This window comes from Candidatus Margulisiibacteriota bacterium (genome assembly GCA_041650855.1).
Taxonomy (GTDB): domain Bacteria; phylum Margulisbacteria; class WOR-1; order O2-12-FULL-45-9; family XYB2-FULL-48-7; genus JALOPZ01.
Map to the genome: position 1 here is coordinate 1 of JBAZKJ010000004.1, position 24,173 is coordinate 24,173.

Annotated in this window: 19 protein-coding genes and 7 tRNA genes; 19 read left to right on the forward strand and 7 right to left on the reverse strand. The window is 59.0% G+C overall.

Translation table 11 applies throughout. From position 1 onward, the window contains the following. Positions 1–383 (forward strand): hypothetical protein (locus WC529_08515; GenBank protein ID MFA5114318.1); only part of this gene is annotated, 383 nt, incomplete at its 5' end. A 137-nt stretch (positions 384–520) separates the two neighbouring features. Further along, the gene (locus WC529_08520) at positions 521–3,577 is read left to right on the forward strand and encodes a tetratricopeptide repeat protein (GenBank protein ID MFA5114319.1); all 3,057 of its coding nucleotides are present in this window, start codon (positions 521–523) and stop codon (positions 3,575–3,577) included. On the opposite strand, the gene WC529_08525 is transcribed toward WC529_08520, so the two are convergent. The 7 genes from WC529_08525 to lepA all read right to left on the reverse strand — a co-directional run bounded on the left by WC529_08525 (position 3,558) and on the right by lepA (position 11,412). Then, positions 3,558–4,256 (reverse strand): 16S rRNA (uracil(1498)-N(3))-methyltransferase, encoded by a 699-nt coding sequence (locus WC529_08525; protein ID MFA5114320.1) that lies wholly within the window; start codon positions 4,254–4,256, stop codon positions 3,558–3,560. The two genes, WC529_08520 and WC529_08525, sit on opposite strands and share 20 nt — an antisense overlap. Then, positions 4,249–5,331, reverse strand: a complete 1,083-nt coding sequence (gene dnaJ, locus WC529_08530) for a molecular chaperone DnaJ (protein ID MFA5114321.1) — start codon at positions 5,329–5,331, stop codon at positions 4,249–4,251. The genes WC529_08525 and dnaJ overlap by 8 nt, the downstream gene beginning before the upstream one ends. After that, positions 5,331–7,232, reverse strand: coding sequence for a molecular chaperone DnaK (dnaK, locus tag WC529_08535; GenBank protein MFA5114322.1), 1,902 nt, complete (start codon positions 7,230–7,232; stop codon positions 5,331–5,333). Before dnaK ends, dnaJ begins: the two co-directional genes overlap by 1 nt. Position 7,233: 1 nt before the next feature. Then, entirely contained in the window at positions 7,234–7,725 is a 492-nt protein-coding gene (gene grpE / locus WC529_08540) for a nucleotide exchange factor GrpE (protein ID MFA5114323.1), read from the reverse strand. Beyond that, positions 7,725–8,474 (reverse strand): hypothetical protein, encoded by a 750-nt coding sequence (locus WC529_08545; protein MFA5114324.1) that lies wholly within the window; start codon positions 8,472–8,474, stop codon positions 7,725–7,727. The genes grpE and WC529_08545 overlap by 1 nt, the downstream gene beginning before the upstream one ends. Before the next feature lie 62 nt (positions 8,475–8,536). Then, positions 8,537–9,634 carry a radical SAM family heme chaperone HemW gene (gene hemW, locus WC529_08550; protein ID MFA5114325.1) on the reverse strand — a complete coding sequence of 366 codons (1,098 nt, stop codon included), beginning with the start codon at positions 9,632–9,634 and terminating at the stop codon, positions 8,537–8,539. Then, entirely contained in the window at positions 9,631–11,412 is a 1,782-nt protein-coding gene (gene lepA, locus WC529_08555) for a translation elongation factor 4 (protein MFA5114326.1), read from the reverse strand. Before lepA ends, hemW begins: the two co-directional genes overlap by 4 nt. Positions 11,413–11,482: 70 nt before the next feature. Between lepA and WC529_08560 the strand changes: the two genes are divergently transcribed. The 17 genes from WC529_08560 (at position 11,483) to WC529_08640 (ending at position 24,169) form a co-directional block, all read left to right on the forward strand. Next, a complete protein-coding gene (locus WC529_08560) occupies positions 11,483–13,156 on the forward strand; it encodes an S-layer homology domain-containing protein (GenBank protein MFA5114327.1) in 1,674 nt (557 codons plus the stop codon). Positions 13,157–13,169: 13 nt separating this feature from the next. Next, positions 13,170–13,256: transfer RNA gene (locus WC529_08565), tRNA-Ser, on the forward strand. Between the two features lie 39 nt (positions 13,257–13,295). After that, positions 13,296–13,381 (forward strand) — tRNA-Ser (locus WC529_08570). Positions 13,382–13,400: 19 nt separating this feature from the next. Next, the gene (locus WC529_08575; protein MFA5114328.1) at positions 13,401–13,898 is read left to right on the forward strand and encodes an HNH endonuclease; all 498 of its coding nucleotides are present in this window, start codon (positions 13,401–13,403) and stop codon (positions 13,896–13,898) included. Further along, positions 13,899–13,974: transfer RNA gene (locus WC529_08580), tRNA-Asp, on the forward strand. It abuts the gene before it with no gap. A 27-nt stretch (positions 13,975–14,001) separates the two neighbouring features. Further along, positions 14,002–14,994, forward strand: coding sequence for a ketoacyl-ACP synthase III (locus tag WC529_08585; GenBank protein MFA5114329.1), 993 nt, complete (start codon positions 14,002–14,004; stop codon positions 14,992–14,994). Positions 14,995–15,003: 9 nt separating this feature from the next. Continuing rightward, a complete protein-coding gene (locus WC529_08590) occupies positions 15,004–16,929 on the forward strand; it encodes a PAS domain S-box protein (protein MFA5114330.1) in 1,926 nt (641 codons plus the stop codon). After that, positions 16,926–18,482, forward strand: coding sequence for a PAS domain-containing sensor histidine kinase (locus WC529_08595; GenBank protein ID MFA5114331.1), 1,557 nt, complete (start codon positions 16,926–16,928; stop codon positions 18,480–18,482). Before WC529_08590 ends, WC529_08595 begins: the two co-directional genes overlap by 4 nt. 20 nt (positions 18,483–18,502) lie before the next feature. Continuing rightward, positions 18,503–18,575 (forward strand) — tRNA-Lys (locus WC529_08600). Positions 18,576–18,587: 12 nt separating this feature from the next. Continuing rightward, a tRNA-Phe gene (locus WC529_08605) sits at positions 18,588–18,660 on the forward strand. A 32-nt stretch (positions 18,661–18,692) separates the two neighbouring features. Continuing rightward, positions 18,693–19,214, forward strand: coding sequence for a hypothetical protein (locus tag WC529_08610; GenBank protein MFA5114332.1), 522 nt, complete (start codon positions 18,693–18,695; stop codon positions 19,212–19,214). Next, on the forward strand, positions 19,211–19,852 hold the full coding sequence (locus WC529_08615; GenBank protein MFA5114333.1) for a hypothetical protein: 642 nt from the start codon (positions 19,211–19,213) through the stop codon (positions 19,850–19,852). Before WC529_08610 ends, WC529_08615 begins: the two co-directional genes overlap by 4 nt. A 26-nt stretch (positions 19,853–19,878) precedes the next feature. Then, entirely contained in the window at positions 19,879–21,336 is a 1,458-nt protein-coding gene (locus tag WC529_08620) for a tetratricopeptide repeat protein (GenBank protein ID MFA5114334.1), read from the forward strand. A 4-nt stretch (positions 21,337–21,340) separates the two neighbouring features. Further along, positions 21,341–21,413, forward strand: a tRNA-Thr gene (locus WC529_08625). A 144-nt stretch (positions 21,414–21,557) separates the two neighbouring features. After that, positions 21,558–21,630, forward strand: a tRNA-Thr gene (locus WC529_08630). 9 nt (positions 21,631–21,639) lie between these two features. Then, a complete protein-coding gene (gene holA, locus WC529_08635; protein ID MFA5114335.1) occupies positions 21,640–22,587 on the forward strand; it encodes a DNA polymerase III subunit delta in 948 nt (315 codons plus the stop codon). Between the two features lie 7 nt (positions 22,588–22,594). After that, a complete protein-coding gene (locus WC529_08640; protein MFA5114336.1) occupies positions 22,595–24,169 on the forward strand; it encodes a penicillin-binding protein 2 in 1,575 nt (524 codons plus the stop codon). The last annotated feature ends 4 nt before the right edge of the window (positions 24,170–24,173 follow it).

The following is a 24,173-nucleotide window of genomic DNA, read 5'->3' on the forward strand; positions in this document are numbered from 1 at the left end:
GCTTGGTGTTGGATGACTTCGTGGGCCTCGGCTCAATGGTTGGTCTGGGTGCTAAGAGCATCAACTACACCGTTGGTCTGGGTGGTTTCTACGGAGGTGGAGGCTTAAAGGCTATCCCGGTTCGCGCTGGCGGCATCATCAACTTGCCGGCAGAGTGGATGGGCGGTCTTGAGTCTTATCTGGCAGGCGGCTTGAACTACGTCGTTTACGGTAACAGCACGACCTCAGGCAATCTCGGTGGCGATGCCGCTTTGGGCATCAAAGCTGATTTAGGCTTAGGGCTCGGGAAAACCGGTTTCGAACTCGGTTATTCCGTTGTCCGGTCGAAGACCGTTACGTCGAAGGGCTTGTCCCTGTCCGTGTCTCAGCCTATCGTTTTATAAAGAGCAGGGACCCATTCCTTTTTAAAGAGAACTTGGATACTTTAGAGAGGGGGGTCCCTCTCTTTTTGTCTTTTCCCCACCGTAATTCGAACATAATCGCTTGAAATTATTGCCGCGGCCGGGCGAAATAACTTCGTATGAAAGTACCGGGCGCGGAGCGGGGCGGGAATCGCCCCAAAGTTTATAATAACATCCTGATCGGGATATTTTTTCGGGAGCAGGGGATCACCCCCCACGGCAACCTCCACGTCCTGACCGGGCTCAAGTTCAAGCGGGAACTGCAGCCCGAGCTGCAGAAATGCTTGAGCGGGGTCCGCGATCTTTTTGTCAGCCATTCGTTGTCGTTCCACCAGTTAGAAGCGCTCTTTAACCATCCCGACCAGCTGGCGCAGCATCTGTGCCGGGAGAACGGCACGACCAAGCTCCTGAGCCCCGAAGGTATTTCTGCGTCGATCAAGGTCCTGCTGGAGACCAAGCCGCTGGAGGGGATCAAGCTGCTGGAACAGAAAACGAAACTGTTCACGCCGGAAAAGATCGCGGCGCTGCTCCGCTGCAACCTCGGTTCGATCGCCGCCTGTTTCACCGAACAAAACGTCAATGAGGCCGAGTTCCGGATCGCGCTGGGATTGCTGAAGAGCAACGGCAGCTTCGACCTGCAGCAGGCTTTTTGCCGGGAATTGGCCGAGACCGCCAAACATGACGAAAGCTGGGCCGTGTTGGCATTGGACGAATTTTGCCGGCATTTTCCGGCGCAGCCGTGGTTCCACGAAACGGCCGGCGATCTCCAGCTTGGGCTTGGCCTGGCCAAGGAGGCGCTGGCCGCTTTTCAGGCCGCGCTGCGGCTCGATCCGCAGAACAAGAAACTGCCGCCCAAGATCAAAGCGGCCGACCGCGCGGTCAAAACGGACAGAAAAGAAACGGAAAATAAACACGAAGAACTGCGCAAGACGGTCCTTGCGCTCTGGGCGAAATGCGGCAGCGAAGAGCCGGCCGGCCGGGAATTAGTGGCCCTGTCGCAGACCAGGTTGTTCGAGCAGATCGCTAATCTGCTGGAAAACGACCTGACGCTCAGCCGGAACGACGAAGTGACGGTCAAAAAATTGGCGGCGCTGGAGAAACTGGCGGCCGAGCGGGGGGACGCTGTCCTGGCCCGGTTCTGCCGCTATCTGCAAAATAAGCATTTGAGCGAAATGGTTAACAAAATAGCCAAAGGGAACGCGGTCGAGCGCCGGATAGCCAACACCAATATTATTGACTTGGGAATACCGAATTTTATCAGGGAATTGCTGGGAAACGACGAGCTGGAGCTTGGCCACACTCGGTTAAACCCGGCCGCGCTGGACGGATTAGCCGGGAGCAAGGAACAAGTCTGGGACAAGCTGATCGCCAGTGGCTACATTAATAACAAGGGCGACCTGCTGGAATTCGACGGGGTACGGCGCCACTTCTCGCTGGGGGAAGAGATTTCCCCGAAAGCCGCCGACGCGGCCTATAAAGCGCTCTATCAGGCCAGCTACTATCCGCTGGTCGAACGGCTGGCGGCCGCCGCCGATAATAAAACGCACAAAAACCAGGAGCTGTGCGCCTTGATCATGGACAATTTGTTCGGCAAGCATTACCGGGCTTACCTGGCAGAATATAAGCAGCGCCGTTGGGACGAAGCTTTGGCCGAACTGCTGGCTTGTTACCGGCTCAATCCCGCGGCGGAAAATCTCGACCGCCAGACCGCCGGCTTGCTCAGCGTCATGGCGCACAAGACCGGGGAGGCGGGCGATACGGCCGGTGCGATCGCGCTTTACCGGCGGGCCCTGTTTTACGACGCTTTTTCCCTGATCGCGCTGGAGCGGCTGTCGCTGCTCCATCTCAGCCTGCGCCAGTTCCCGGCCGCAGCCGCCTATGCCCGGACGATAATCGCGCTGGAACTGCCGCCGGGACAGAACGCGGGCGAGCGCCGGGCCGAGCTGGAAGGAACGCGCACGGCCGCCTTTGGTAATTTAGCGCTGGCGCTGCTGATGGCGCATGTGCAAAGCGGCGCCCCGGAGTACCTGCAAGAGGCGGCGGCCAGCATTGAAGAAGCGCTCCGGCGGGACCCGAAAAATGTCAAAAGCCATATGAACCGGGCGAAGATCCGGCTGCTCCAGGGCCGGACCGCCGAGGTCGCCGAATGGCTGAACGGTTTCCTGGCCGGGCCAAAGGCCGAACCGATGCTGATCGTCGATTTCACCAAGCAGGCCTTTGACCGGTACGCGGCGAGCGGCGACCGGGAGGAACGGGCGCAGCTGCGGACGCTGCTGGCCAAATTGGTCGATCACCTGACGGGAGCAGTGGCGACCTGCGAACAGCTTTGCGCCGAATATCCGATCATGATGGTCGGTTTTGCCGGCAATTGCCAGGATCTTGGCCTGGTCGAAGAAAGCGCGCGGCTGATCGCGGCGATCATGCGGCATAACGGCCGGGATTCCGGCGCTTATAATTACTGCTTAACGATGCAGGCGCGGAACGACTCGCACCTGGGGCGGGACAAAGCGGCGGCGGAAAAACTGATCAGCGTCATTGGGGCAGATGTCTCCCTGCGGGTCTACGAAGAGCACCTCGGAGCATTTCAGTCGCTCCGGATCTATGCCGCCGAGCTTTTGACCGCGATTTTTGTCGGTTCCGACAAAGAAGGCCCGGAGAAGCGGCTGAATTGCAAAAAAGGGGAAAAAGTCCTTGCCCGGCTGATCAAGGATTTCCCGCACAGCCCGATCCTCTGGTCCTGCCTGGGCTGTCTGCAGGAAGAACAGGGCAAGACGGGGCAGGCGCGGGCGAGCTATGAGCGGTCGATGGCTGTCGATCCCTCTTACCTGGTTGCCCGGCTCAATTACCTGGAGATGCTCTTCACGGAAAAAGGGGAGACGCCGGAATTCGCGGCCGAGTTGGCGGGGCTTACCGCCACGGTCAGGGATATCCTGCGGCGCGGCCGGGAGAACGACAAGGAGCTGGACCGGCTCCGGATCAATTTTACCTATAAAATATTGGTCGCGCTCTACCAAAAGATGAAGGCGCCGGAGATCGTCGAGCTCTTAAAGATCATCCTGACCGAAGGGGAAGCGTTTGGTCTGGCCGCTCATTTCCAAAACGCGCTGGCCGAGATAAAAGAGACGGAGGAAGGGGTGCCGGCGGAGATCGCGGCGCTTATTCCCGCTCGTACATAATATTGGCCAAGACCGCCAGTCCCGCCGTTTCCGTCCGTAAGATCCTTTTCCCCAGAGTGACGGTTTGCCACCCCGCGGCCCGCGCTTGCTCGACTTCCGCCCGACTGAATCCTCCTTCCGGTCCGATCAAGACAATTATAGAAGTTGGTTTAGAAGTCTGAAGGGCCGACCGTAAACTAATATTCTTTTCCAGTTCCCAGGGCAACAAAGCCAGACCGAACCGCTCCTTTAGTTTAAGGACCGACGTGAAGTCGGTCGGCTCGCTGACTTCCGGGATGATGGCGCGGCCCGATTGTTCGGCCGCTTCCTTGGCAAGCTTGCGCCAGCGGTCGGTCTTGGCGGTTTTGCCGATCGTCCGCTCAGTCACGACCGGGATGATCTTATTAACTCCGAGCTCGACGCATTTTTCCACGACAAAATCCATCTTTTGCCCTTTAGGGAGCGCTTGAGCCAAGGTGACTTTGACTGCCGGCTCCCGGTCGGACGGGGACGACCTGACGATCTTGACCGTGACCAGCTCTTTCGTTAAGCTGACGATCTCCGCCTCATGGACCTGGCCGGTGCCGTCCAGTAATTCGAGGCGGTCGCCGGCCTGCAGGCGCAGGACGTTGCGGACGTAATGGGCGTCCGCTCCGGTAATGTTGGGGAAATCCGCGGGTGGGACGAATAACCTAGGCATTTTTGAATTGTTTCAGCAGCTCTTCCTGCTGTTTAGTAAGCTTGGTTGGGATCTTGACCTCGACCAGGACATAAAGATCGCCTTTCCCTTTGCTCTGGAGGTGCGGCAGTCCTTTCTCTTTGATCTTGAAATTGGTGTTCGGCTGCGTGCCAGGCGGGACCTTCATGGTCGCTTCCCCGTCGAGCGTCGGCACCTTGATCTCGTCGCCTAAGATCGCCTGGATAAAACTGATCTCGGTCCGGTAGTAGAGATTGGCCCCGTCGCGGTTGAACAGCGGATGCGGTTGAACTTCGATAAAGACGTAAAGATCGCCGGGCGGACCGCCTTTAGTCCCGGCGTTGCCGGCGCCGGATACCCGCAAGCGGTAGCCGGAATCGATTCCGGCCGGAACTTTGATCTTGACGACGTGCTTTTTCTTTTCGCGGCCGTTGCCGTGGCAGGACGGGCAGGGTGAGGCGATCGCTTCGCCGCTGCCGCGGCAGGTCGGGCAGGTGATGATCTGGGCGAAACTGCCGAGGACCGTTCGCTGGGTTTTCTTGACCTGGCCCGAACCGTTACAGGTGGCGCATTTGACCGGCGAGGTCCCCGGTTTGGCGCCGCTCCCTTTGCAGGTGGTGCAGGCGACGTAGTGGGGGACTTCCAGCTCTTTGTCCGCTCCTTTAGCGGCTTCGGTTAGCGTGATGCGGAGATCAAGGCGGAGGTCTTCGCCCCGCTCCGGGCCGCCGCGGCGCTGGGCTGCGCCCTGGCGGCCGCTGAAGAACATGTCGAACAGGTCGCCGAGGTCGCCGAAGTTTCCGCTGCCGCCCCCGAAATCAAAGCCTTCGAATCCTCCTCCGCCGAACCCGCCGGCGCCCTGCGGGCCGCCGGCCTGGCCGAAGTAGTCGTACTGGGAGCGTTTCTGCGGATCGGAGAGGACCTGGTAGGCTTCGTTGATCTCCTTGAACCTGTCGGCCGAGCCGGCTTCCTTGTTGACGTCGGGATGATGCTTGCGGGCTAAATTGCGGTACGCCTTCTTGATCTCGTCCGGCGCCGCGCTTTTATTTATCCCCAGGACTTCATAGTAGTCCTTCTTCATTACTTATCGTCTTTAACTTCCGCTTCCGCGTCGACCGTCGGCCCCTCGCCGGCGTTGCCGCCGCCCTGAGGCTGGCCTTCGGCGCCCGGGGTCGGCCCGGCTTCTTTGTAGATCTTAGCCGACATCTCGTACACTTCTTTTTGCAGGTCGTCGAGCGCTTTCTTGATCGCGCCGGCGTCGGTCCCTGCCAGTGCCTGGCGGGTAACCGCGATCGCTTTTTCGACTTTTTCCTTAGTTGGCGCGTCGACCTTGTCGCCGGCCTCTTTCAGCGTCTTTTCGGCGGAGTAGGCCATAGCGTCGGCCTGGTTGCGGGTGTCGACCTCTTCCCGTTTCTTCTTGTCCTCGGCTTCGTGCGCTTCGGCGGTCTTCTTCATCTTCTCGATCTCGTCCTTGGAGAGGCCGGACGAAGCGGTGATCGTGATCTTCTGTTCCTTGCCGGTCCCTTTGTCCTTGGCCTTGACGTTCAAGATCCCGTTGGCGTCGATGTCGAAGGTCACTTCGACTTGCGGGATGCCGCGCGGCGCCGGGGGGATGCCGTCGAGATGGAAGCGGCCGAGCGTCCGGTTGTCCGAGGCCATCGGGCGTTCGCCCTGCAGGACGTGGACCTCGACCGAGGTCTGCCCGTCGGCCGCGGTCGAAAAGACCTGACTCTTGGAGGTGGGGATCGTCATGTTCCGCTCGATCAGCGGGGTCATGACGCTGCCGAGCGTTTCGATGCCGAGCGTCAGCGGCGTGACGTCGAGCAAAACCATCTCCTTGACCTCGCCGGCCAGGACGCCGCCTTGCAGGGCGGCGCCGATCGCCACCACTTCGTCGGGGTTAACGCCCTTGTGCGGCTCTTTGCCGAAGAACGCTTTGACCGTTTCCTGGACCTTCGGCATTCTGGTCATGCCGCCGACCAGGATAACTTCGTCGATCTGGCTGGCAGAGAGTCCGGCGTCGGCGAGCGCCTGTTTGCACGGCGCGATCGACCGCTCGATCAGGTCGCCGACCAATTGTTCCAGCTTGGCGCGCGACAGCTTGATCACTAAATGTTTGGGGCCAGTCTGGTCGGCCGTGAGGAAGGGGAGATTGATCTCCGTTTCCGCGGCGGTGGAGAGTTCGCATTTGGCTTTTTCGGACGCTTCCTTGAGCCGCTGCATTGCCATCCGGTCGTGGCTCAAGTCGACCCCCTGGTCTTTCTTGAACTCTTCGAGCAGCCACTTCATGATGTGCTGGTCGAAGTCGTCGCCGCCGAGGTGGGTGTCGCCGTTGGTCGATTTGACCTCGAAGACCCCGTCGCCAATTTCCAGAATAGAAATGTCGAACGTGCCGCCGCCCAGGTCGTAGATGGCGATCTTCTCGTTCTTCTTTTTGTCGAGGCCGTAAGCGAGCGACGCGGCGGTCGGTTCGTTGATGATCCGGACCACTTCCAGGCCGGCGATGGTGCCGGCGTCCTTGGTCGCCTGGCGCTGGCTGTCGTTAAAATAGGCGGGGACGGTGATCACCGCTTTCTTGACCGGCTCGCCGAGAAAGTCCTCGGCCGATTGCTTCATCTTTTGCAGAATCATGGCGGAGATCTCCGGCGGGGTGTATTCTTTCTCTTCGATCTTGACCTTGACCTCGTCCTTGCCGCCTTTGACCACGCGGTAGGGGACATACTTCAATTCGCCGCCGACCTCGTCGAACCGGCGTCCCATGAAGCGCTTGATCGAGGAGACGGTATGCTCCGGGTTGGTGATCGACTGCCGTTTGGCCACCTGGCCGACAACGCGCGAGCCGTCCTTCAGGAACGCGACGATCGACGGGGTAGTGCGACCTCCTTCCGAGTTCGGTACTACCGTCGATTCGCCCCCCATCATCACCGCCACGCAGCTGTTCGTCGTCCCCAGATCGATCCCGATTATCTTTTCCTGTGCCATTTTACTTTGCTCCTTTCTTGCTCACGATCACCATGGACGGCCGGATGACGCGGCCATGGAGCGTATACCCTTTTTGCATTTCCTCGATGATGACCCCTTCCGGTCCCTTGTGTTCTTTGTTCAAGATTGCCTCGTGCAGATTGGGATCGTAAGGCTTGCCGAGCGCCTCGATCTCCTTGACCCCGTGCTTGATCAGCACGTCTTCCAGCTGTTTCTTGATCAACGCCAGCCCCTTGGTCATCTCGGCGCTGGTTTTGTGCTTCAATGCCCGCTCAAACCCGTCCAAGATCGGGAGGAGGGCGGTGATCAGCGCTTCGTTGGCGAACTGGACGAACTGTTCGCGATCGAGCGCGGAGCGCTTTTTGTAATTGTCGAAGTCCGCCAGCGCGCGGAGAAGCCGGTTCTTGGTCTCGATCAGCTCTTCTTGAGTCAGCTCAAGCTCACTTTTCTCGGGCGGCAGCTCTTTTGGCGTTTCCTGTAGCTCTTCGGCCATTATTTCCCCTCCAGTAAATTGTCCAAACGCCGGGAAAGATTTTCCAGGATGCTGGCGACGCGGCCGTAGCTCATCCGGGTCGGGCCGATCACGCCGATCCCGCCGGACGCCGCTTGCCCCATGTCGTACGAGCTCATCACCACGCTGCAGTTCTTGACCTCTTTAAAATCGTTTTCGTGGCCGATCTTGATCGTGATCCCTTTCTCGGTCGTGTATTCCTTGATCATGTCGGCCATCAGCTCTTCGTTCTCTGCCACTTCCATGACGTGCCGGGTGTAGGTCATGTCATTATTGAATTCCGGCTGCTTGAGCATGTGGGAAAAGCCGGTCGAGTAGACCCGGGTCCGGTCGTTGAGCGTAGCCACCACCGAAGCGTATTCCATCAAGTTGGACAAGACCTTTAAGGTCTGGTGCAGGGCGTTCTCCACGTCCTGGTGGATCGTTTTCAGCCCGTCGCTGATGACCTCCTGCTCGCGGGTCGTCAGCTGGCGCGCTTTCATGAGGTGATCGACGTAGAAACGGTAACCGAGGTCGGTCGGGATCCGCCCGGCCGAAGTGTGCGGCTGGACGATCAGCCCCATTGCCTCCAGGTCCGCCATTTCGTTCCGGATGGTGGCGGGGGAGAGGTCGGGCATATAGGCGCGCCAGATCGTGCGCGAGCCGACCGCTTCCGCGGTGTGCAGATAGTCGCGGACGATCGCTTCCAGGATCCGCTTTTTCCGTTCGTCAAGTTCAATGGTTTTTATCATTAGCACTCTCTCCAGATGAGTGCTAATTATAGCAAGGTTAACCCGAGGGTGTCAAGGGAGGGTTAGACGAACTTTGCGAACACCAGGTTGCCGAGGTAGAGGCCTTTTCTGGTCAGTTTATAATTGCTGCCGTCAGCCGTGAGGAGCCCGTCAGCTATCAACTCTTTTACTTCGCGTTCAAATCCGTTGAAATGCTCCTGGGCCAGGCCGTCCAGCAACCGCAGACCGAGGAAAATGGTTTCGGGTCGCGGGTCGCGGGTCTCCGGGTCGCTGACCCGCAACTCGTGACTCGCGACACGTGACAGATATTCCTCGAGACAGTTCGGGTTCGACCAGCGCTGGCCGTTAACATGCGAGTGCGCGCCGGCGCCGACGCCGAGGTAGTTCCCGTTCCGCCAGTAGACCAGGTTATGCTGACATTCGCGGCCCGGTTTAGCAAAATTCGAGATCTCGTAATGCTTATAGCCGGCGGCGGTCAGCGTATCGATCGCGGCTTCGTACATGGCCAGTTCGACTTCTTCGTCCGCCTTGGTAAATTTTCCCGCAAAAGGGGTTCCTTCTTCAATTTGCAGATTATAAACAGATAAGTGTTCGGGATCCAGCTCGAGCGCTTGCCGGAGGTCGGCTTTCCATTCCGCCAGCGTCTGCCCGGGCAGGGCGAAGATCAGATCGAGGTTGATATTCTCGAAGCCGGCGGCGCGGGCGTCCTGATAGAACCGTTTAGCCGTCGCCGAGTCATGGACCCGGCCAAGCATGGTCAAATGCCGGTCGTTGAACGACTGGACACCGATCGAGAGCCGGTTGATGCCGAGCGCTCGGAGCGCTTTTAGCTTGGCCTTGTCGGCTGTGCCGGGGTTGGCCTCGATGGTGATTTCGCTTGTAGCGGCGACCTTCAGGTCGCCATTTCGGGATGGCGGTCTAAAGACCGCCGCTACGGTTTTTATTATTTGCTCGAAATGTCTGGGCTCGAGCAGGGTAGGCGTCCCGCCTCCAAAGAAAATAGTTTCTGGCCCCCCAGTTCCCAGTTCCTTAGTCCCCAGTTCCCTGACCAAAGCGTTGACATACGCGTCGATCAGCGCCTCTTTGCCGGCATAGGAAACAAAGTCGCAATAGTTGCATTTACGTTTGCAGAAGGGGATGTGGACATACAGCGCGGTCATTGGTCGAGGCGGAGGACGGCGAGGAACGCCTCTTGCGGGATCTCGACGCGGCCGATTAGCTTCATTTTCTTCTTGCCTTCTTTTTGCTTCTCTAGCAGTTTTCTTTTTCGCGTAATGTCGCCGCCGTAGCATTTGGCCAGCACGTCCTTGCGCTTGGCCTTGATGGTTTCCCGGGCGATGATCTTGCCGCCGATCGCCGCCTGGACCGGGACGGAGAACTGGTGCTGGGGAATCTCCTTGACCAGCCGCTCGGTCATCTTCTTGCCGTAATAATAGGCGCGGTCGCGGTGGACGATGAACGAGAGGGCGTCGACCGGCTCCTGGTTGATCAGGATGTCGAGTTTGACCAGGTCGGAGGTCCGGTAGCCGACCTGCTCGTAGTCCATCGAAGCATAGCCGCGCGTGACCGATTTGAGCAGGTCGTGGAACTCGATGATCACCTCGGCCAGCGGCAATTCGTAAGTGATCACCGCCCGCTTCGGGTCCAGGTATTCCAGGTTGAGGAAGGTTCCCCGTTTGTCGTTGGCCAGGGTCATGACCGCGCCGACATAGTCGGCCGGGGTAAAAATGCTGACTTTAAGATACGGTTCTTCGATCGATTCGATCTGCGACAGGTCGGGCAGCTTGGTCGGGTTGTCGATCAGCAGGACCTTTTTATTGGTCAGGTTCACCTGGTAGACCACGTTGGGCGTCGTGGCGATCAGCCCGATATTGAACTCGCGGGTCAACCGCTGCTGGGTGATCTCCAGATGGAGCAACCCGAGAAAACCGCAGCGGTAACCGAAGCCGAGCGCCGTCGAAGTCTCCGGTTCGTAGAAGAGGGCGGCGTCGTTGAGCTGCAGTTTTTCGATCGATTCCTTGAGCAGCTCGTAATCTTCGCCGTTGATCGGATAGAAGCCGCAAAAGACCATCGGCTTGATCGGCTGATAACCGGGCAGGGCGGCCGGGGCCGGGGACTTGGTCCGGGTAACGGTGTCGCCGACGTGAGCGTCGGCGATGTTCTTGATGTTGCCGATCAGGTAACCGACCTCGCCGGCCGCTAAGGTGTCGCGCGGGATCAGGTCGAGCCGGAGCGTGCCGATCTCCAGCGCTTCGAACTCTTTGCCGGTCCCCATCAGCCGGATCTTGTCGCCTTTGTTCAAGGTGCCGTTGACGATCCGGAGATAGACGATGACGCCGCGGAAGGAATCGTAATGGGAATCGAAGATCAGCGCCTGGAGCGGCGCGTCCGGGTCGCCTTGCGGCGGCGGGACGCGGGCGATGACCGCGTCGATGATCTCGGCGATGCCGCGGCCTTCCTTGGCCGAAGCGAGCAGGATCTCGTCCGCCCGGAAACCGAGCGTGTGGACCAGCTCGTTCTTCGCCATTTCCACTTCGGCGCCGGGGAGATCGATCTTGTTGATGATCGGGATGATCGTCAGGTTGCTGTGCAGGGCCAGATGGTAATTGGCCAGCGTCTGCGCTTCGATCCCCTGCGTCGCGTCGACCAGCAGCAGGGCCCCTTCGCAAGCGGCCAGCGACCGGGAGACCTCGTACGAGAAGTCGACATGGCCCGGCGTGTCGATCAGGTTAAGCACGTAGCCGTTATATTCCATCCTGATTGCCTGCGCCTTGATGGTGATGCCGCGCTCCCGCTCCAGGTCCATCGTGTCCAGGACCTGGGCGCGCATGTCGCGCTTTTCGATCGTTTTGGTGAATTCGAGCAGCCGGTCGGCCAGCGTTGATTTGCCGTGATCGATGTGCGCGATGATGCAGAAGTTGCGGATCTTGCTCAGCATGGTTAATTCATTTTAACATAATTAATCGAAGTTGACAGGCCGGATGTTATCGGCGATAATAAAAGCCAGCATGAAACAGCTGATTTGCCTGCTGTTAGCCGTCGTTTTGTGCGGTTCAACAGCCATGGCCGCCCTGGACCTGAGCGAGATCGGCGTCGGCGCCCGGCCGCTCAGCCTGGGTAAGGCCTATTTTGCCCTGGCGGACGACGCCAGCGCCATCTTTACCAATCCGGCCGGCCTCTCGCGCAATAAAAGCCTGAACCTGGTCAGCATGGGGGGCGCGATGCTCGGCGACGTCAATTACATTTTGCTGGGCGCCGCGGAAAATTCGCCGCTCGGCAAGTTCGGCGTCGGTTACGTCAACGCTTCGGTCGGCAGCATCCCGCTGATGCAGCTGGTCGGCTCCGGGCCCAGCCAGGAAGCGCAGCAGTACGGCGCCACCGATTACACTTCCAGCCTGATCGTCTTTTCCTACGGCTCCAAGCTCAGCCGGTTCCTGCGCGGCGGAGCGGGGGGCAACGTCGCGCTCGGCGCCAGCCTCAAGCTGTTCGCCCAGGGTTTTACCGGCGGCGGGTCGACGATGCAGGACGCGACCGGCAGCGGCATGGACGCCGACCTGGGGATGCTCTGGGACGTCAATCCCTGGCTGAACTTCGGCCTGACGATGCAGAATTTCCTGCCGGAAAGTTTCGGCGGCAAGTTCTCCTGGCAAAAGAACGCGGTCACCGAGGCGATCCCGATGGTCACCCACCTGGGCGGCCGGCTGAACATGTTCGGGCCCAACGGCGCGCGGGCCAATTGGGACCAGAAGCTGGACCTGCTGTTCGACCTGGAAAAAAGCAGCCAGAACCGTCCGACCGCTTACCACGCCGGGGTCGAGTACTGGCCGCTGGATAGCCTGGCCCTGCGCGGCGGGTTGGACCAGAAACCGCGGGCGACGGAAAGCGGGACCGGCGTCGACAACAACCTGACGGCGGGCGTCGGCTTTTATTTCGCCGGGTTCACTTTCGACTACGCCTATCACCAGTTCGGCGAACTGTCCGAGAACACCACCCATTTCTTCTCCGTCGGTTACCGGGGAGAGGAGCAGCGGATCCAGGAGAGCATCAAAGCGAAGGCGGAGAAGCGCAAATCGACGGTTCCGCAGCCGGAGATCGTCAGCAAGCCGCTGCTTAAGGTCTTTCCGGACGTGCCCGAAGCCTACTGGGCGCGCAAGCCGATCCAGTACCTGACCACGCTGGGGATCATGGACCCGTACGAGGACGGGAATTTTTACCCGACCAAGGAGATCACCCGGGGCGAGCTGGCGGTGCTGCTGGTCAAGGCGAAAGGGTTTATCGTCGGCAAGGAGATCGCCGTCCGCTTCAACGACGTGCCGCTCCAGTCTTACGAGGCGCCGTACGTCAGCCTGGCGGTGGAGCGCAAATACATCAACGGTTTCCCCGACGGTTCGTTCAAGCCGGCCAAGCGGGTCACCAGGGCGGAAGCGGCGACGATCCTGGCGCGTTTTTCCGGCCTCTACCTGAAGCCGAAATTGCTGAAGGCGCCTTACTGGGACGTGCCGGTCGATCACTGGGCGGCGCCGGCCATTGCCGCGACCAAAGACGCCGGCCTGTTCGAATACATCGGCGACCAGGGTTTCGGCCCCAAGATGTACCTGACCAGGGCGGAAGCGGCGGAGATCATCGCCAAGACGCCGTTCGCCAAGAAAAAGATCGAAGAGTTGATCTCGGGCGGAGAGTAGGGGAGAGTTTCACGGAGGGATGGCCGAGTGGTTGATGGCGGTAGTCTTGAAAACTACTGTGCGCGCAAGCGCACCGGGGGTTCGAATCCTCCTCCCTCCGTTTCGAATTTCGTGTTTCGTATTTCGTGCTTAGTTTTGAGGAGGGGTACCCAAGTGGTTCAAGGGGACGGTTTGCTAAACCGTTAGTACCGCAAGGTAGCGAGAGTTCGAATCTCTCCCCCTCCGTTCTTTTCTTTTTACTAAAATGGCAGAGCAAGTGCTGGTCCTGAACGAAACGCAAGTGCCGATCAACATCACCTCCTGGCGGAGAGCGATGACCATGCTCTACAAGGGGCGGGCGGCCGGCGTTGCCTATAACGGGAAGATGATCAACGGCGCCCTGCGGCTGCCGGAGATCATCCGGCTGGTGCATTACGTGCCGCTGCCGTACACCAAGGTGGTGCTGTCGCGCAAGAATATTTACCTGCGCGACAATCACACCTGCCAGTATTGCGGCAAAGTCGGCTGTACGCTGACGATCGACCATGTCATTCCCAAGAGCCGGGGCGGGGAAGACGAATGGGAGAACATGGTGGCTTGTTGCGCCCGCTGCAACAACCGGAAAGGGGACCGGCTGCCGGAAGAGGCGGGGCTGAAGCTGATCGGCACGCCCTACCGTCCGTCGTCAACGCTGTACTTGCACATGACCAGGCTTCACGGCGTGCCCGAAAGCTGGTATAATTACTTTTTCGAGCGGAATTGAGGGCCCGTAGTGTAGTCCGGTTTAACACGCCTGCCTGTCACGCAGGAGATCACCGGTTCAAATCCGGCCGGGCCCGATTCCGGAAAGGTAACGAACAGGGATGATGGCTTCTGGCAACGCTAAAATAATTGGCACGGGAAGCTATGTGCCTGAAATTGTCGTTGAGAGCGCGGAGTTAGAAAAGAAATACGGTTTAAGGCCGAATCAAATTGTGGAAATGACCGGCGTTAAAAGCCGGCATTTTGCGAACGCGGACCAGTCAAGTTCCGACCTCGCCCTGGAAGCGGCCAAACAGGCGATCGCCGCCGCTAAGATCGACCCCAAAGAGATCGACCTGATTATCTTCGGTTCCAGTATCGGCGACCAGGCAATCCCGACGACCGCTTCCCGGCTGCAAAAAAAACTCGGCCTTAAGAATACCGCCGCTTTTGACGTAAATTATACTTGCCTGAGCTTTTTACTGGCCATGGATATTGCCAAAAACTATATCAGCATCGGTAAGTACAAAAACATTTTGATCGCGGCGGCGGAATTAACGTCCAAAGTCATCAATTGGCGGGAGGGAGAGTCCCGCTTTCTGCTGGGTGACGGCGCGGGCAGCGTGGTCGTGAGCCGGGCGGACGAAGGCGACAAGTCGGCCATTAATTCCGCTTATTTTAAGACCGATTCGACCCATGATCATTTGATCCATATCGAAGGATATGGGAATCGCAATCATCCCAATAAGGCCGGCTTAGAACCGGAAACTAACATGTTTTACATGAACGGTTCGCCGGTCTTGAAGCAGGCGATGAGGGGAATGGACGATCTGATCGCCGGTACAATGAAATACGCCGATTTTGCCAAGAACGAGATCGATTATTTGATCCCTCATCAGGCAAGCATCTTCGGTATTTCGGGCGGAGCAAGAAAAGTCGGGATCGATATGGCGAAAGCCTTAATGACCTTGGCGGAGTGCGGGAATACCGCCGCCGCTTCCATGCCCTTAACGCTTGACCGGTTCGTCAGAAATGGTACGATCAAAAGAGGCGACAAGCTCATTTTTCTCGGTACGGCGGCAGGTTTGTCGTGGGGCGGGTTAACAATTGTTTACTAAAAAGATCATATGACATTTAACCCATATTCAGCGGTCTATTTGTTTTCGGCCGTTATCAGCTTTTGCTTGATCCTCCTGCTCTGGTTCAGGGGAACAAGAAGCAAAGAACAGCTCTACTTTTTGGCGTTTTGTTTTTCCGTATTTTTGTGGAATGGCAGCGCTTTCCTGGGGGTCAACTCTACTTCGGTAAATGCCGCGGTGCTGTTCGCCAAACTTGCCTGCCTGGGGATCATTCTGATCCCGGCCTCTTTTTCGCTTTTCATTTCCACTTTTCTAATGAAAGAGCGGAACTTGTATTGGAAGGCCCAGAACAATATTTTTCTCGGCTTAACTATAATATTTGCCGTACTGGACCTTACAACCGGATTATTTGTCAGCGGGGTTGTCGCTAAAGGCCATTTCGCGTATTTCACGGTGCCGGGCATTTTGTTCGTTCCTTTGACCTTGATCGTTTATTACTCGGCGATCTTGGGCAATGTTTGGCTTGTCCTTGATATTAGGAACCACCGGGGACATAAGCTGCAGCAGATCAAATTCCTGTTACTGGCTTTTGGCGCCGGTTTTATCGGCGGCTTATTAACGATTGCCGCGATGTTTACGGGCATCCCCGTCACTGAATTGTCCGGTCTGGCAGTGGTGCCTTACGTTTTGATCACCGCCTACGCCATTTTACGTTACCGCTTGATGGACGTCAGCCTGATCCTGAAAAAAACGACCGCTTACTCCCTGATCACGACGGGAATAACTTTCGTTTATGTTTTAGTAGTGCTGGGGTTCGAATATCTGTTCCGTTTCTGGTTCGGCTATTTTTCCTTTTGGGCGGCTTTACCGGCGGCCCTGATCGTGACGTTGACCTTTATGCCGCTGCGCCGGCTATTGCAGGCCGGGACGGACAGGATCTTCTTTCAGCAGGTCATTGAATACCAGCGCATAATCCGGGAAGTCACCAACCGGCTGGCGTCGATCACCGACCTGGAAACGCTTTTCCGGATGATCGACATGACCGTCGCGAAGATCCTTTGCGTCGGCGGGGTCGCCGTGCTGCTGCATGAAGAGAAAAGGCATTGTTATGTCGTCGAGAAGATCAATAGCCTGCCAAAAGAATTTACCGGGTTGCAGATCAGTGAAGATGACCCGCTGATCGTGTTGCTTCGGACGGAGAAGTCGGCGATCCTGATCGAAGAGCTGAAAAACCGTTTGGCTGGCACGAGGATCGATCGGCCGGACCGGGAGATGGCCGCGGCCGCGATCCTGGCAATGGAGAAATTCAAAGCGGCGGTGGCGGTCCCTTCATTCATCAAAGAAGACCTGACCGGCGTATTGTTGCTGGGCGAGAAGCTGTCGGAAGAAACGTACAACGACGACGACCTGGAGCTGCTGGCGACCATGGCGGCGGAGGCGGGGATCGCGATCGAGAACGCGAAATTGTACCGCGATATCATGGAGACCAGGGATTACCTGAACAGCATCATCAAAGGCTCGGACGACGCGATCTTTACCATTGACCTGGAAGGCAAGGTGCAGACCTGGAACGAAGCGGCGGAGCGGATCCTCGGTTACCCGGCCGCCGAAGTCATAGGACAACAGCTCCCTTTTGTCAGCCGGGAAGAAACGGCCGGCTGGATCGCCAAGATCAAGGCCGGCGAGAACCTCAAGAACCTGGAAGTGACCCGGCAGAACAAGGCCGGACGGGCGCTCTGCCTGCTGGTGACCATTTCCCCGATCAAGGCGGGGACCGACGAAGTGATCGGCCTGTCCGCGATCGCCAACGACATCACGGAGCGGAAACGGTCGGAGGATAAGCTGCGCGAACAGATGAAGGAATTGCAGGAGTGGCACCAGGTCACCGTCGGCCGGGAAATGAAAATGATCGAATTGGAGAAAGAGGTCGACGCCCTCCTGACCGAGCTGCACCGGACGCCTAAATACCAATGAAATTCGAGAACCACGACCAGGAAAAGATCGAAGCGATCCTGCGGGACGCGGTGCTGGCGGCGGAGTCGCCGCTGGTCTTTATGGCGGTCAAGAAGCCCGATTCCCCCCAATACGAGATCAAGTTCTCCCTCCCTTTGCCGATCGTGAAAACGAGCGGCCAGGTGTTCCTGCCGTCCGTTAATCCGTTCGTCGAGCGCGTGGTCGATACCCAGACCGCGGCCTTTGCCGAGAACGCGGCGGAAGGGGTCAAGAACATCATCTCGGTCTATGACGTCGAAACCGCGGCCCGGCCGGTCCGGGTCAGGGCGGTCGGCCTTTGCCCGGTCGTGATCAATAAAGAAGTCCAGGGCTTGCTGTTCTTCGCCGCCCGGGAGAACGAGCCGAAGATCCTGAAGATCGCCGACGCGTTCGCCAAGCAGATCGCCGCCGGCTTTGAGGTCCGGGAATGCCAGCGGATCGCGCACGACGCGAACATGAAAAGCCAGACGCTGGCGGACGCCTCGTCCGACGCCTTTTTCACGATCGATACCCAGACCAGCCACGTCCACGTCAGCCAAAATCTCCAGGAACTGACCGGGTATTCGCCGGGCGAGTTCCTGCAGGGGCTGGTCAACCCGGAGCAGTACGTGGTGGCAGAAGACCTGCAAAAGGTCCGCGATTTTTACCGCGCCGCTTTTTCCGGCAAAAAGACCGGCGTCGAGTTCAAAATGAAACGCAAGGACGGGAACCTGATCTGGTTCTCGATCTTCTCCAACCCGATCTTCGATTCCAACGGCAAACTGATCGCCATCCAGGGAGTGGGGCGCGACGTTTCCGAGAACAAGAAAGCGACCTGGGAGCTGGAAAAGGCCAAGGAGCGGGAACAGATGAAGACCGAGTTCATGTCGGTCATTTCCCACGAACTGCGCACGCCGCTGACGCCGATCCAGGGCTATACGGACATGCTGCTCGGCGAGCAGATCGGCAAGCTGACGCCGGAGCAGCGGACCGCGATCGACGTTATCAAAAAACAGAGCCGGCGGCTGCTGAGCCTGATCGACAGCGTGCTCGATATCACGCGGGTGGAGTACGGCCGGCCGATCGAGATCAAAAAAGAGCCGGTCTCCCTCAACGCGATCGTGCAGGAAGCGGTGGACGGCATGGATTTCCAGTTCCAGGAAAAGGAGATCAAGCCGGAGATCGAATTATCGCCGGAGATCGACACTTTGCTGGCCGACGAATCGAAGATCACCCGGGTGACCGGCAACCTGCTGGGCAACGCGCTGAAGTTCACCCCCAAAAAAGGGCGGGCCGGCATCAGGATCACCAGGATCGGCGGCGCCGCCCAGGTCGAGGTCTGGGATTCCGGCATCGGGCTCGAACGCGAGAACATCGAGAAGATCTTCGAGAAATTCTTCCAGGTCGACAGTTCGTACACCCGCAGCGCCGGCGGGATCGGCATGGGCCTGGCGATCGTCCGCGAGATCGTGGAAGCGCACGGCGGCAAGGTCTGGGCGCAGTCCGATGGGCTGGGCCACGGCGCAAGATTTTTCTTTACTTTACCCCTTACATAAGTTAAAATTATTTTCACCATGACCCGCTAGCTCATCAGGTAGAGCACTTGCCTTTTAAGCAAGTGGTGCCGCGTTCGAGTCGCGGGCGGGTCAATCCGAGGATCTGGCGCGGTAGCTCAGTTGGTAGAGCGCTGCCCTGAAAAGGCAGGCGTCGCCGGTTCAATTCCGGCCTGCGCCAATCCTCGAAATATATTGTAAGGGAGAAATAATATGGGTCCGTCCTTGTCGCACGTCCTGTCCACCGGCTCGCATTCCGCTTCTTCCGTGAACCTGCTTTATTTGGCCGCCGGCCTGCTCGCCTCCCTGGTCGCCGCCGTTTCCGTCGCGAAAGGGGCGGAAGTCTTTCGACGGCGCCAGCCGTGCCTGGAAGACGCGCATTACCAGGAAAAGATGGCCAAGCTCTCTTTCATGTTCGGTGAGCTGAAGCTGGAAAAGGAGGCGGTCGCCGAGCAGAACCACGACCTGCGCAACCAGCTTACCAGCCTGACCGGCGCGCTTTACGACCTCAAGCAGACCAGGACGGTGCTGGAGAAGAGCAATCTGTCCATCGCCAAGGAGAACGAACGGTTAAAAACGGAAAAAGAGCGCCTGGCTTTGCAGGTTTTGCCGCCGCTGGTCAAGACCGCGGCCGGCAGGACCAAGGCCAAGCCGAAAGCAAAATTGCCGATCAAGAACGCAAAAAAGGAGGCCGCAGACCGAAAACCCCGGCGAGTTTCGCGTAAAAAGAAATGAAGCGAAAACTAATTGGCTTGGTGTTTTTGGCCGCGCTGGCTGTCGTGGCCCGGGCCGAGTTCACGTTCTACCTGATCGATAATTTCGAGAACGGCCGGGCGGATAAATGGTACCGCTTCGGCGAAGCCAAGATCGCGGTCGAACGCAATCCCTCGCTGGAGGCCGGCGCGCGCGACGCGATCGCCGAGTCGTGCGGCGAGTACGCGCTGAAGCTGAAAAGCCGGTCGGTCAACTGGTTCGCCGGCGGGATCGGGACGGACCTGAACGTCGACGCCAGCGGTTTTACCCGGCTGCAGCTGGACATCTACGGCAGCGACAAGCGCGGCAAGATCAAGATCGAGGTCTTTGACGACGACAATAACAACCTGGCCCTGGAGCAGGACGCGGCCAAGGACTGGTTGGCGACCAAGGATGACAAATGGGTGGCGGAAGTCCCGATCCTGGGCAAAGGATTTACCCGGATCTCGATCCCGTTCTCCGCTTTTAAGCTGGAAAATCCCGGCTCGGGCGACGGGGTCTGGAACCCGGACCAGCGCAACGGCTCGGGCGGGTTGTTGAAGGTCCAATTGATCCTGTTGACCGATAAGCCGGAAGGCGAGGTCGAGACCAGCATCGACAATTTGTTGCTGACCTATTAATTTATAAAGTTGAGAGGGAGGAAAAAATGAAAAAGATCTTTGCCGGATTATGCTCGGTCTGCTTGCTGGTCACCGTCGCCGCCGCTCTGGAGGGCGGCATCGACCGGGAAAATCTGAGCATTAAAGCCGGGCCCACGGAGGCCGGCGAAGCGTTGTCCCTGGTCTGGGTGGAAGCGCTGGTTTACCCCAGCGTCGTCAAGGACGAACGGGTGATCTCGCTCGGCGTCAGGACGGCCGCCCCGGTCAAGACGGTCAAAGCGGTCTTTGATTTCCAGAACGGACCGGTCGCGCTGGCCAGCAACGACGGCCAGTCCTGGAGCACCGCTTTCCGGATACCGAACGGAGTGAAAGAAGGGGTCCACGTGGCCCGTTACCAGATCAGCGGCCGCCGGGGGAGCATCCAGCGGACGGTCGAATTTTTTGTGAACAAAGCGGCGGCCAAAACCGCGGCGGCCGACGTCTCCCAGGGCGAAGCATTCTTGAGCGCCGGTTGGCCATTGACCGTGACCGGGACCTGCACCGCTTACGCGCCGGATTTTAACCGGATCCTCTACACCGGCCAGGTGGTGACCAGCATTTCCAAGATGCCGTGGTACAAGGTCGTTTTTGACGACGGCAAAGAGGGGTGGATCTCGGCGGTCAACGTCAAGGAGCCGACCGACGATTATTGCCGGTTGGGCGCGGAGGCTTACAAGGCGCGGAACTTCGCCGCCGCCGTCCAGAATTACCAAAACGCCATTGCCGTCGATCCCGCTTACGCCGCCGCTTACCTGGGGTTAGCGCGCAGCCGCGTCGCCCTGGGCGACCGGGACAGCGCCGCCGACGCGCTGCAGAAGGCCCTGCGGCTGGATGAACGGAACATGGAGATCAGGGTCGCGGCCAGCGACCTGTCCCAGGATTACCTGCAAACGGGCCGGCAAAGGATTAGGGCCAAACGCTGGCACGAAGCGATTGCCGCGCTGCGCCGGGCGGTGGAATTGCGGCCGGCGGCGGTCGAGGCCTGGTTAGCGATGGGGGAAAGCCTGGCCGCGCTCGGCTTGGACCAGGAAGCTCGCGACGCCTGGCGCGAAGGTTTGCGGCAGGACCCGGACAACGGACGGCTGCGCGCGCTATTGGGCGGAGAGACCGCGCTGGCGGCGGCGCCGGCCAGGAAACGGCCGGCCGGTTTAGCGGCCAAAGCGCCGACCGGAGTGGCGCCGCTGGTAGCCGACGATTCGCTGCAGATCCTCAAGAGCGGCAAAACGAACAAGGGGACCAGGATCGACGCGGCGGTCAAATCGGTCGTGACCCTGACCAAGTCGCTCGGGACGCCGATCGTGGAAAAAGGTTGGCAGGTCAGGAAACAGGGCGAACGTTTCCTGGTCAGTTTCCTTTGCGAGCAGAGCGGGGGGGCGCTGGAATCTTTCGACTGGCTGGTCGATGTTGACACCCGGCGGGTTCTGCCGCACAATGATAACGCCCGGCTCCTGATGAGCCGTTGGTAAGGTTGCCGGCGTAGCTCAGCTGGTAGAGCAACTGATTTGTAATCAGTAGGTCGCCAGTTCAACTCTGGCCGCCGGCTTTTTCCGACCAGGATCGGGGCTTGGGCCGACGTAGTCCCGACGACATTATTAGATAATTTAATTAATGGAATGTCGGGATCCCGACATTCGATAAATTGATATAATGATTATGTCGGGACTCAGTTGGCCGGGTTTGCTTGGTTGCCGACGTAGCTCAGTTGGTAGAGCAGCTGTTTCGTAAACAGCAGGTCAGCGGTTCAATTCCGCTCGTCGGCTTTTTTTATCATGACAAAAACACAAGTTTACCTCTTTTTCGGCACGGAGGATTACCTGATCGACGAGCGGATCAAGGCTCTCCGGGCCGCCGCGGGCGATCACGAGCAGCTGGACGGCGCCAACCTTTCCCTGGAAACGCTCTCGAACGCGCTCTGCGGCCAGTCTTTGCTGGGCGGCGCCAAGCTGGTCGTGATCGACGAAGCCAAGGTAGCCGCCGACGACCAGCCGGCGGTCATTAGTATCCTGCAAAACCTCGCCCCCGGCACGACGGTCGTCTGGCGCAATCCGGGGATCGACGGCCGGACCAAGCTTTTTAAGTGGATCGCGGCCAACGGGCAGGCGGAAGAGTTCAAGTCGTTCGCCCCCTGGGAACAGGCGGCGCTGCTCCGCTGGGTCGCGGCGCAAAGCCGGCAGCGGGGTAAAGCCATCACGGAGAGCGCGGCGCGGCTGCTGATCGAGATCTCCGGCCAGAACTTACGATTGCTGGTGAACGAACTGGAAAAACTGATCACTTACCTGGGTGACCGGCCGCAGATCGCAGAAGCGGACGTGGCCGCGCTGGCGTCGCCGGGGGAGGCCAGCGCCTTTGCCTTGCTGGATAAACTGCGGCGGCGGGACCTGGCCGGAGCGCTGGCTTTGTGCGGACAACTGCTGCAAGGCGGAGCGGAACTGTTCGGGTTGCTGGGCTTGATCGCCACCCAATACCGGTTGATGCTGCAGATCAAAGCGCTGCCCGGACGTCCCGGCGATCCCGGCGAGATCGCCCGGCGGATCAAAGGAAGCCCGTACTTTATCAAAAAATGTCTGGACGGGCTGGAGCGGTTTTCTCTGGCCGAACTTAAGGAGAATATGGCCCTTTTACTGGAGACGAGCATGCGCCTGAAAAGCGGGGAACAGCAGAGCGTGCAGCTGGAAATGCTGATCGCCGCGCTGTGCCGGAGCGGCAGCGGTGTTTAACCGGCGGTTGCGGCTGCTGTTCGGCTTGATCCTGGGGCTGTTCCTGATCGTGATCTGCCGGCTGCTCTGGGTGCAGATCATCCGCCACGACTTCTTTACCCGGATGTCGCAGGACCAGCGGACCAGGATCATCAATCTCGCCTCGGTCCGCGGCGACATCCTCGACCGGAACGGCAACATCCTGGCGACCTCGATCGACACCTTTTCCGCTTTTACTCAGAAACCGAAGTTCGCCTGGCTGGCCCGGCGCCTCTCTTCGGCGGAAGCGGAAAAGCTGAAAGCGACCGCGCCCGGCTCGATAGTATTATTGAAGGAGCGGAAACGGCTTTACCCCAAAGGGAGCACGGCCGCGCAGCTGATCGGGTTCGTCGGCGCCGACAACCAGGGCTTGTCGGGCGTCGAACTGGCCTTTGATAAATACCTGAAAGGGAAAGAAGGGAAGGTCGTGACCGAAGGCGATCCGGAAGGGCGGGAACTTTACGGCGCCCTGCGGGAGATCCAGCCGGGCGAGGAGGGGATGAACGTTACCCTGACGATCGACGAAAATCTGCAGTACATCGCCGAGCGGGAGATCGTTCAACAGATCAAGCATTATCGGGCGCAGTCGGGCATGCTGCTGCTCATGGACGCCCGGACCGGCGAGATCCTGGCGCTGGCCAGCAAACCGGATTTTGACCCGAACGATTACAAAAAAGCCAACGCGCAGCGCTGGCATCCGGCTTTCCTCGATCCGTACGAGCCCGGTTCGACCTTTAAAGTGATCTCCACGGCCGCCGGCCTGGAAGAAAAAGTGATCGCTCCCGATTCCCGCCTCAACGCCCAGGACAAGCTGGAGATCGGCGGCAAGGTGATCGAGAATTCGCACGCCATCAAGTGGCCCGGTCCGCAGATCTCGCTCTCGTTCATGCTGGAGCAGTCGATCAACACGGCGGTCGCCCAGATCGGCCTGAAAATGGGGCCGGAGCGCTTCTACCGCCGGATCCGCAAGTTCGGTTTCGGCGAGCAGACCGGTTTCGGCCTGGCCGGCGAGTCGAAGGGGATCGTCCGCTACTGGGAGAACTGGTACAAACCGGACCCGGCGATGATCACGTTCGGCCAGAGCATCGCCGTGACGCCGCTCCAGCTGCTGCAGGCCTTCTCCGCTTTTGCCAACCACGGACGGATGGTCACGCCGTATATCGTGAAAAAAGTGGAGAGCGACGACGGCCGTTTCGTCCGAATGTTCTCCGAAGACTCCAAGGGAAAGCCGGTCTCGAGCCAGACCGCGGCCGAGGTCCTGAAATTAATGCGCAATGTCGTGCTCAAGGGGTCCGGCCGGCGCGCGCAAATGGCTTACTTCACGACCGGCGGTAAAACGGGCACGGCGCAGAAGGCCGCGCCGGGCGGGCGGGGTTATCTCAAGGGCCATTACATCGCCTCGTTCATCGGGATCGCGCCGCTGACCGAGCCGCGGCTCATCTGCCTGATCATTGTTGATGATCCGCAGGGCTCGATCTGGGGAGAAAGCGTGGCCGGACCGTCGTTCAAGACCGTGGTGGAGTACGCGCTCCGTTATTTGAACGTCGCGCCGGACATGATATAATGGG

Coding starts and splice junctions, on each gene's coding strand:
- WC529_08525 (MFA5114320.1), bottom strand. CDS start 4,256: ATGCCTAGGTTATTCGTCCCACCCGCGGATTTCCCCAACATTACCGGA.
- WC529_08590 (MFA5114330.1), top strand. CDS start 15,004: ATGACATTTAACCCATATTCAGCGGTCTATTTGTTTTCGGCCGTTATC.
- dnaJ (MFA5114321.1), bottom strand. CDS start 5,331: ATGAAGAAGGACTACTATGAAGTCCTGGGGATAAATAAAAGCGCGGCG.
- holA (MFA5114335.1), top strand. CDS start 21,640: ATGACAAAAACACAAGTTTACCTCTTTTTCGGCACGGAGGATTACCTG.
- dnaK (MFA5114322.1), bottom strand. CDS start 7,232: ATGGCACAGGAAAAGATAATCGGGATCGATCTGGGGACGACGAACAGC.
- WC529_08560 (MFA5114327.1), top strand. CDS start 11,483: ATGAAACAGCTGATTTGCCTGCTGTTAGCCGTCGTTTTGTGCGGTTCA.
- lepA (MFA5114326.1), bottom strand. CDS start 11,412: ATGCTGAGCAAGATCCGCAACTTCTGCATCATCGCGCACATCGATCAC.
- WC529_08585 (MFA5114329.1), top strand. CDS start 14,002: ATGGCTTCTGGCAACGCTAAAATAATTGGCACGGGAAGCTATGTGCCT.
- WC529_08520 (MFA5114319.1), top strand. CDS start 521: ATGAAAGTACCGGGCGCGGAGCGGGGCGGGAATCGCCCCAAAGTTTAT.
- grpE (MFA5114323.1), bottom strand. CDS start 7,725: ATGGCCGAAGAGCTACAGGAAACGCCAAAAGAGCTGCCGCCCGAGAAA.
- WC529_08615 (MFA5114333.1), top strand. CDS start 19,211: ATGAAGCGAAAACTAATTGGCTTGGTGTTTTTGGCCGCGCTGGCTGTC.
- WC529_08595 (MFA5114331.1), top strand. CDS start 16,926: ATGAAATTCGAGAACCACGACCAGGAAAAGATCGAAGCGATCCTGCGG.
- WC529_08620 (MFA5114334.1), top strand. CDS start 19,879: ATGAAAAAGATCTTTGCCGGATTATGCTCGGTCTGCTTGCTGGTCACC.
- WC529_08545 (MFA5114324.1), bottom strand. CDS start 8,474: ATGATAAAAACCATTGAACTTGACGAACGGAAAAAGCGGATCCTGGAA.
- WC529_08610 (MFA5114332.1), top strand. CDS start 18,693: ATGGGTCCGTCCTTGTCGCACGTCCTGTCCACCGGCTCGCATTCCGCT.
- WC529_08575 (MFA5114328.1), top strand. CDS start 13,401: ATGGCAGAGCAAGTGCTGGTCCTGAACGAAACGCAAGTGCCGATCAAC.
- hemW (MFA5114325.1), bottom strand. CDS start 9,634: ATGACCGCGCTGTATGTCCACATCCCCTTCTGCAAACGTAAATGCAAC.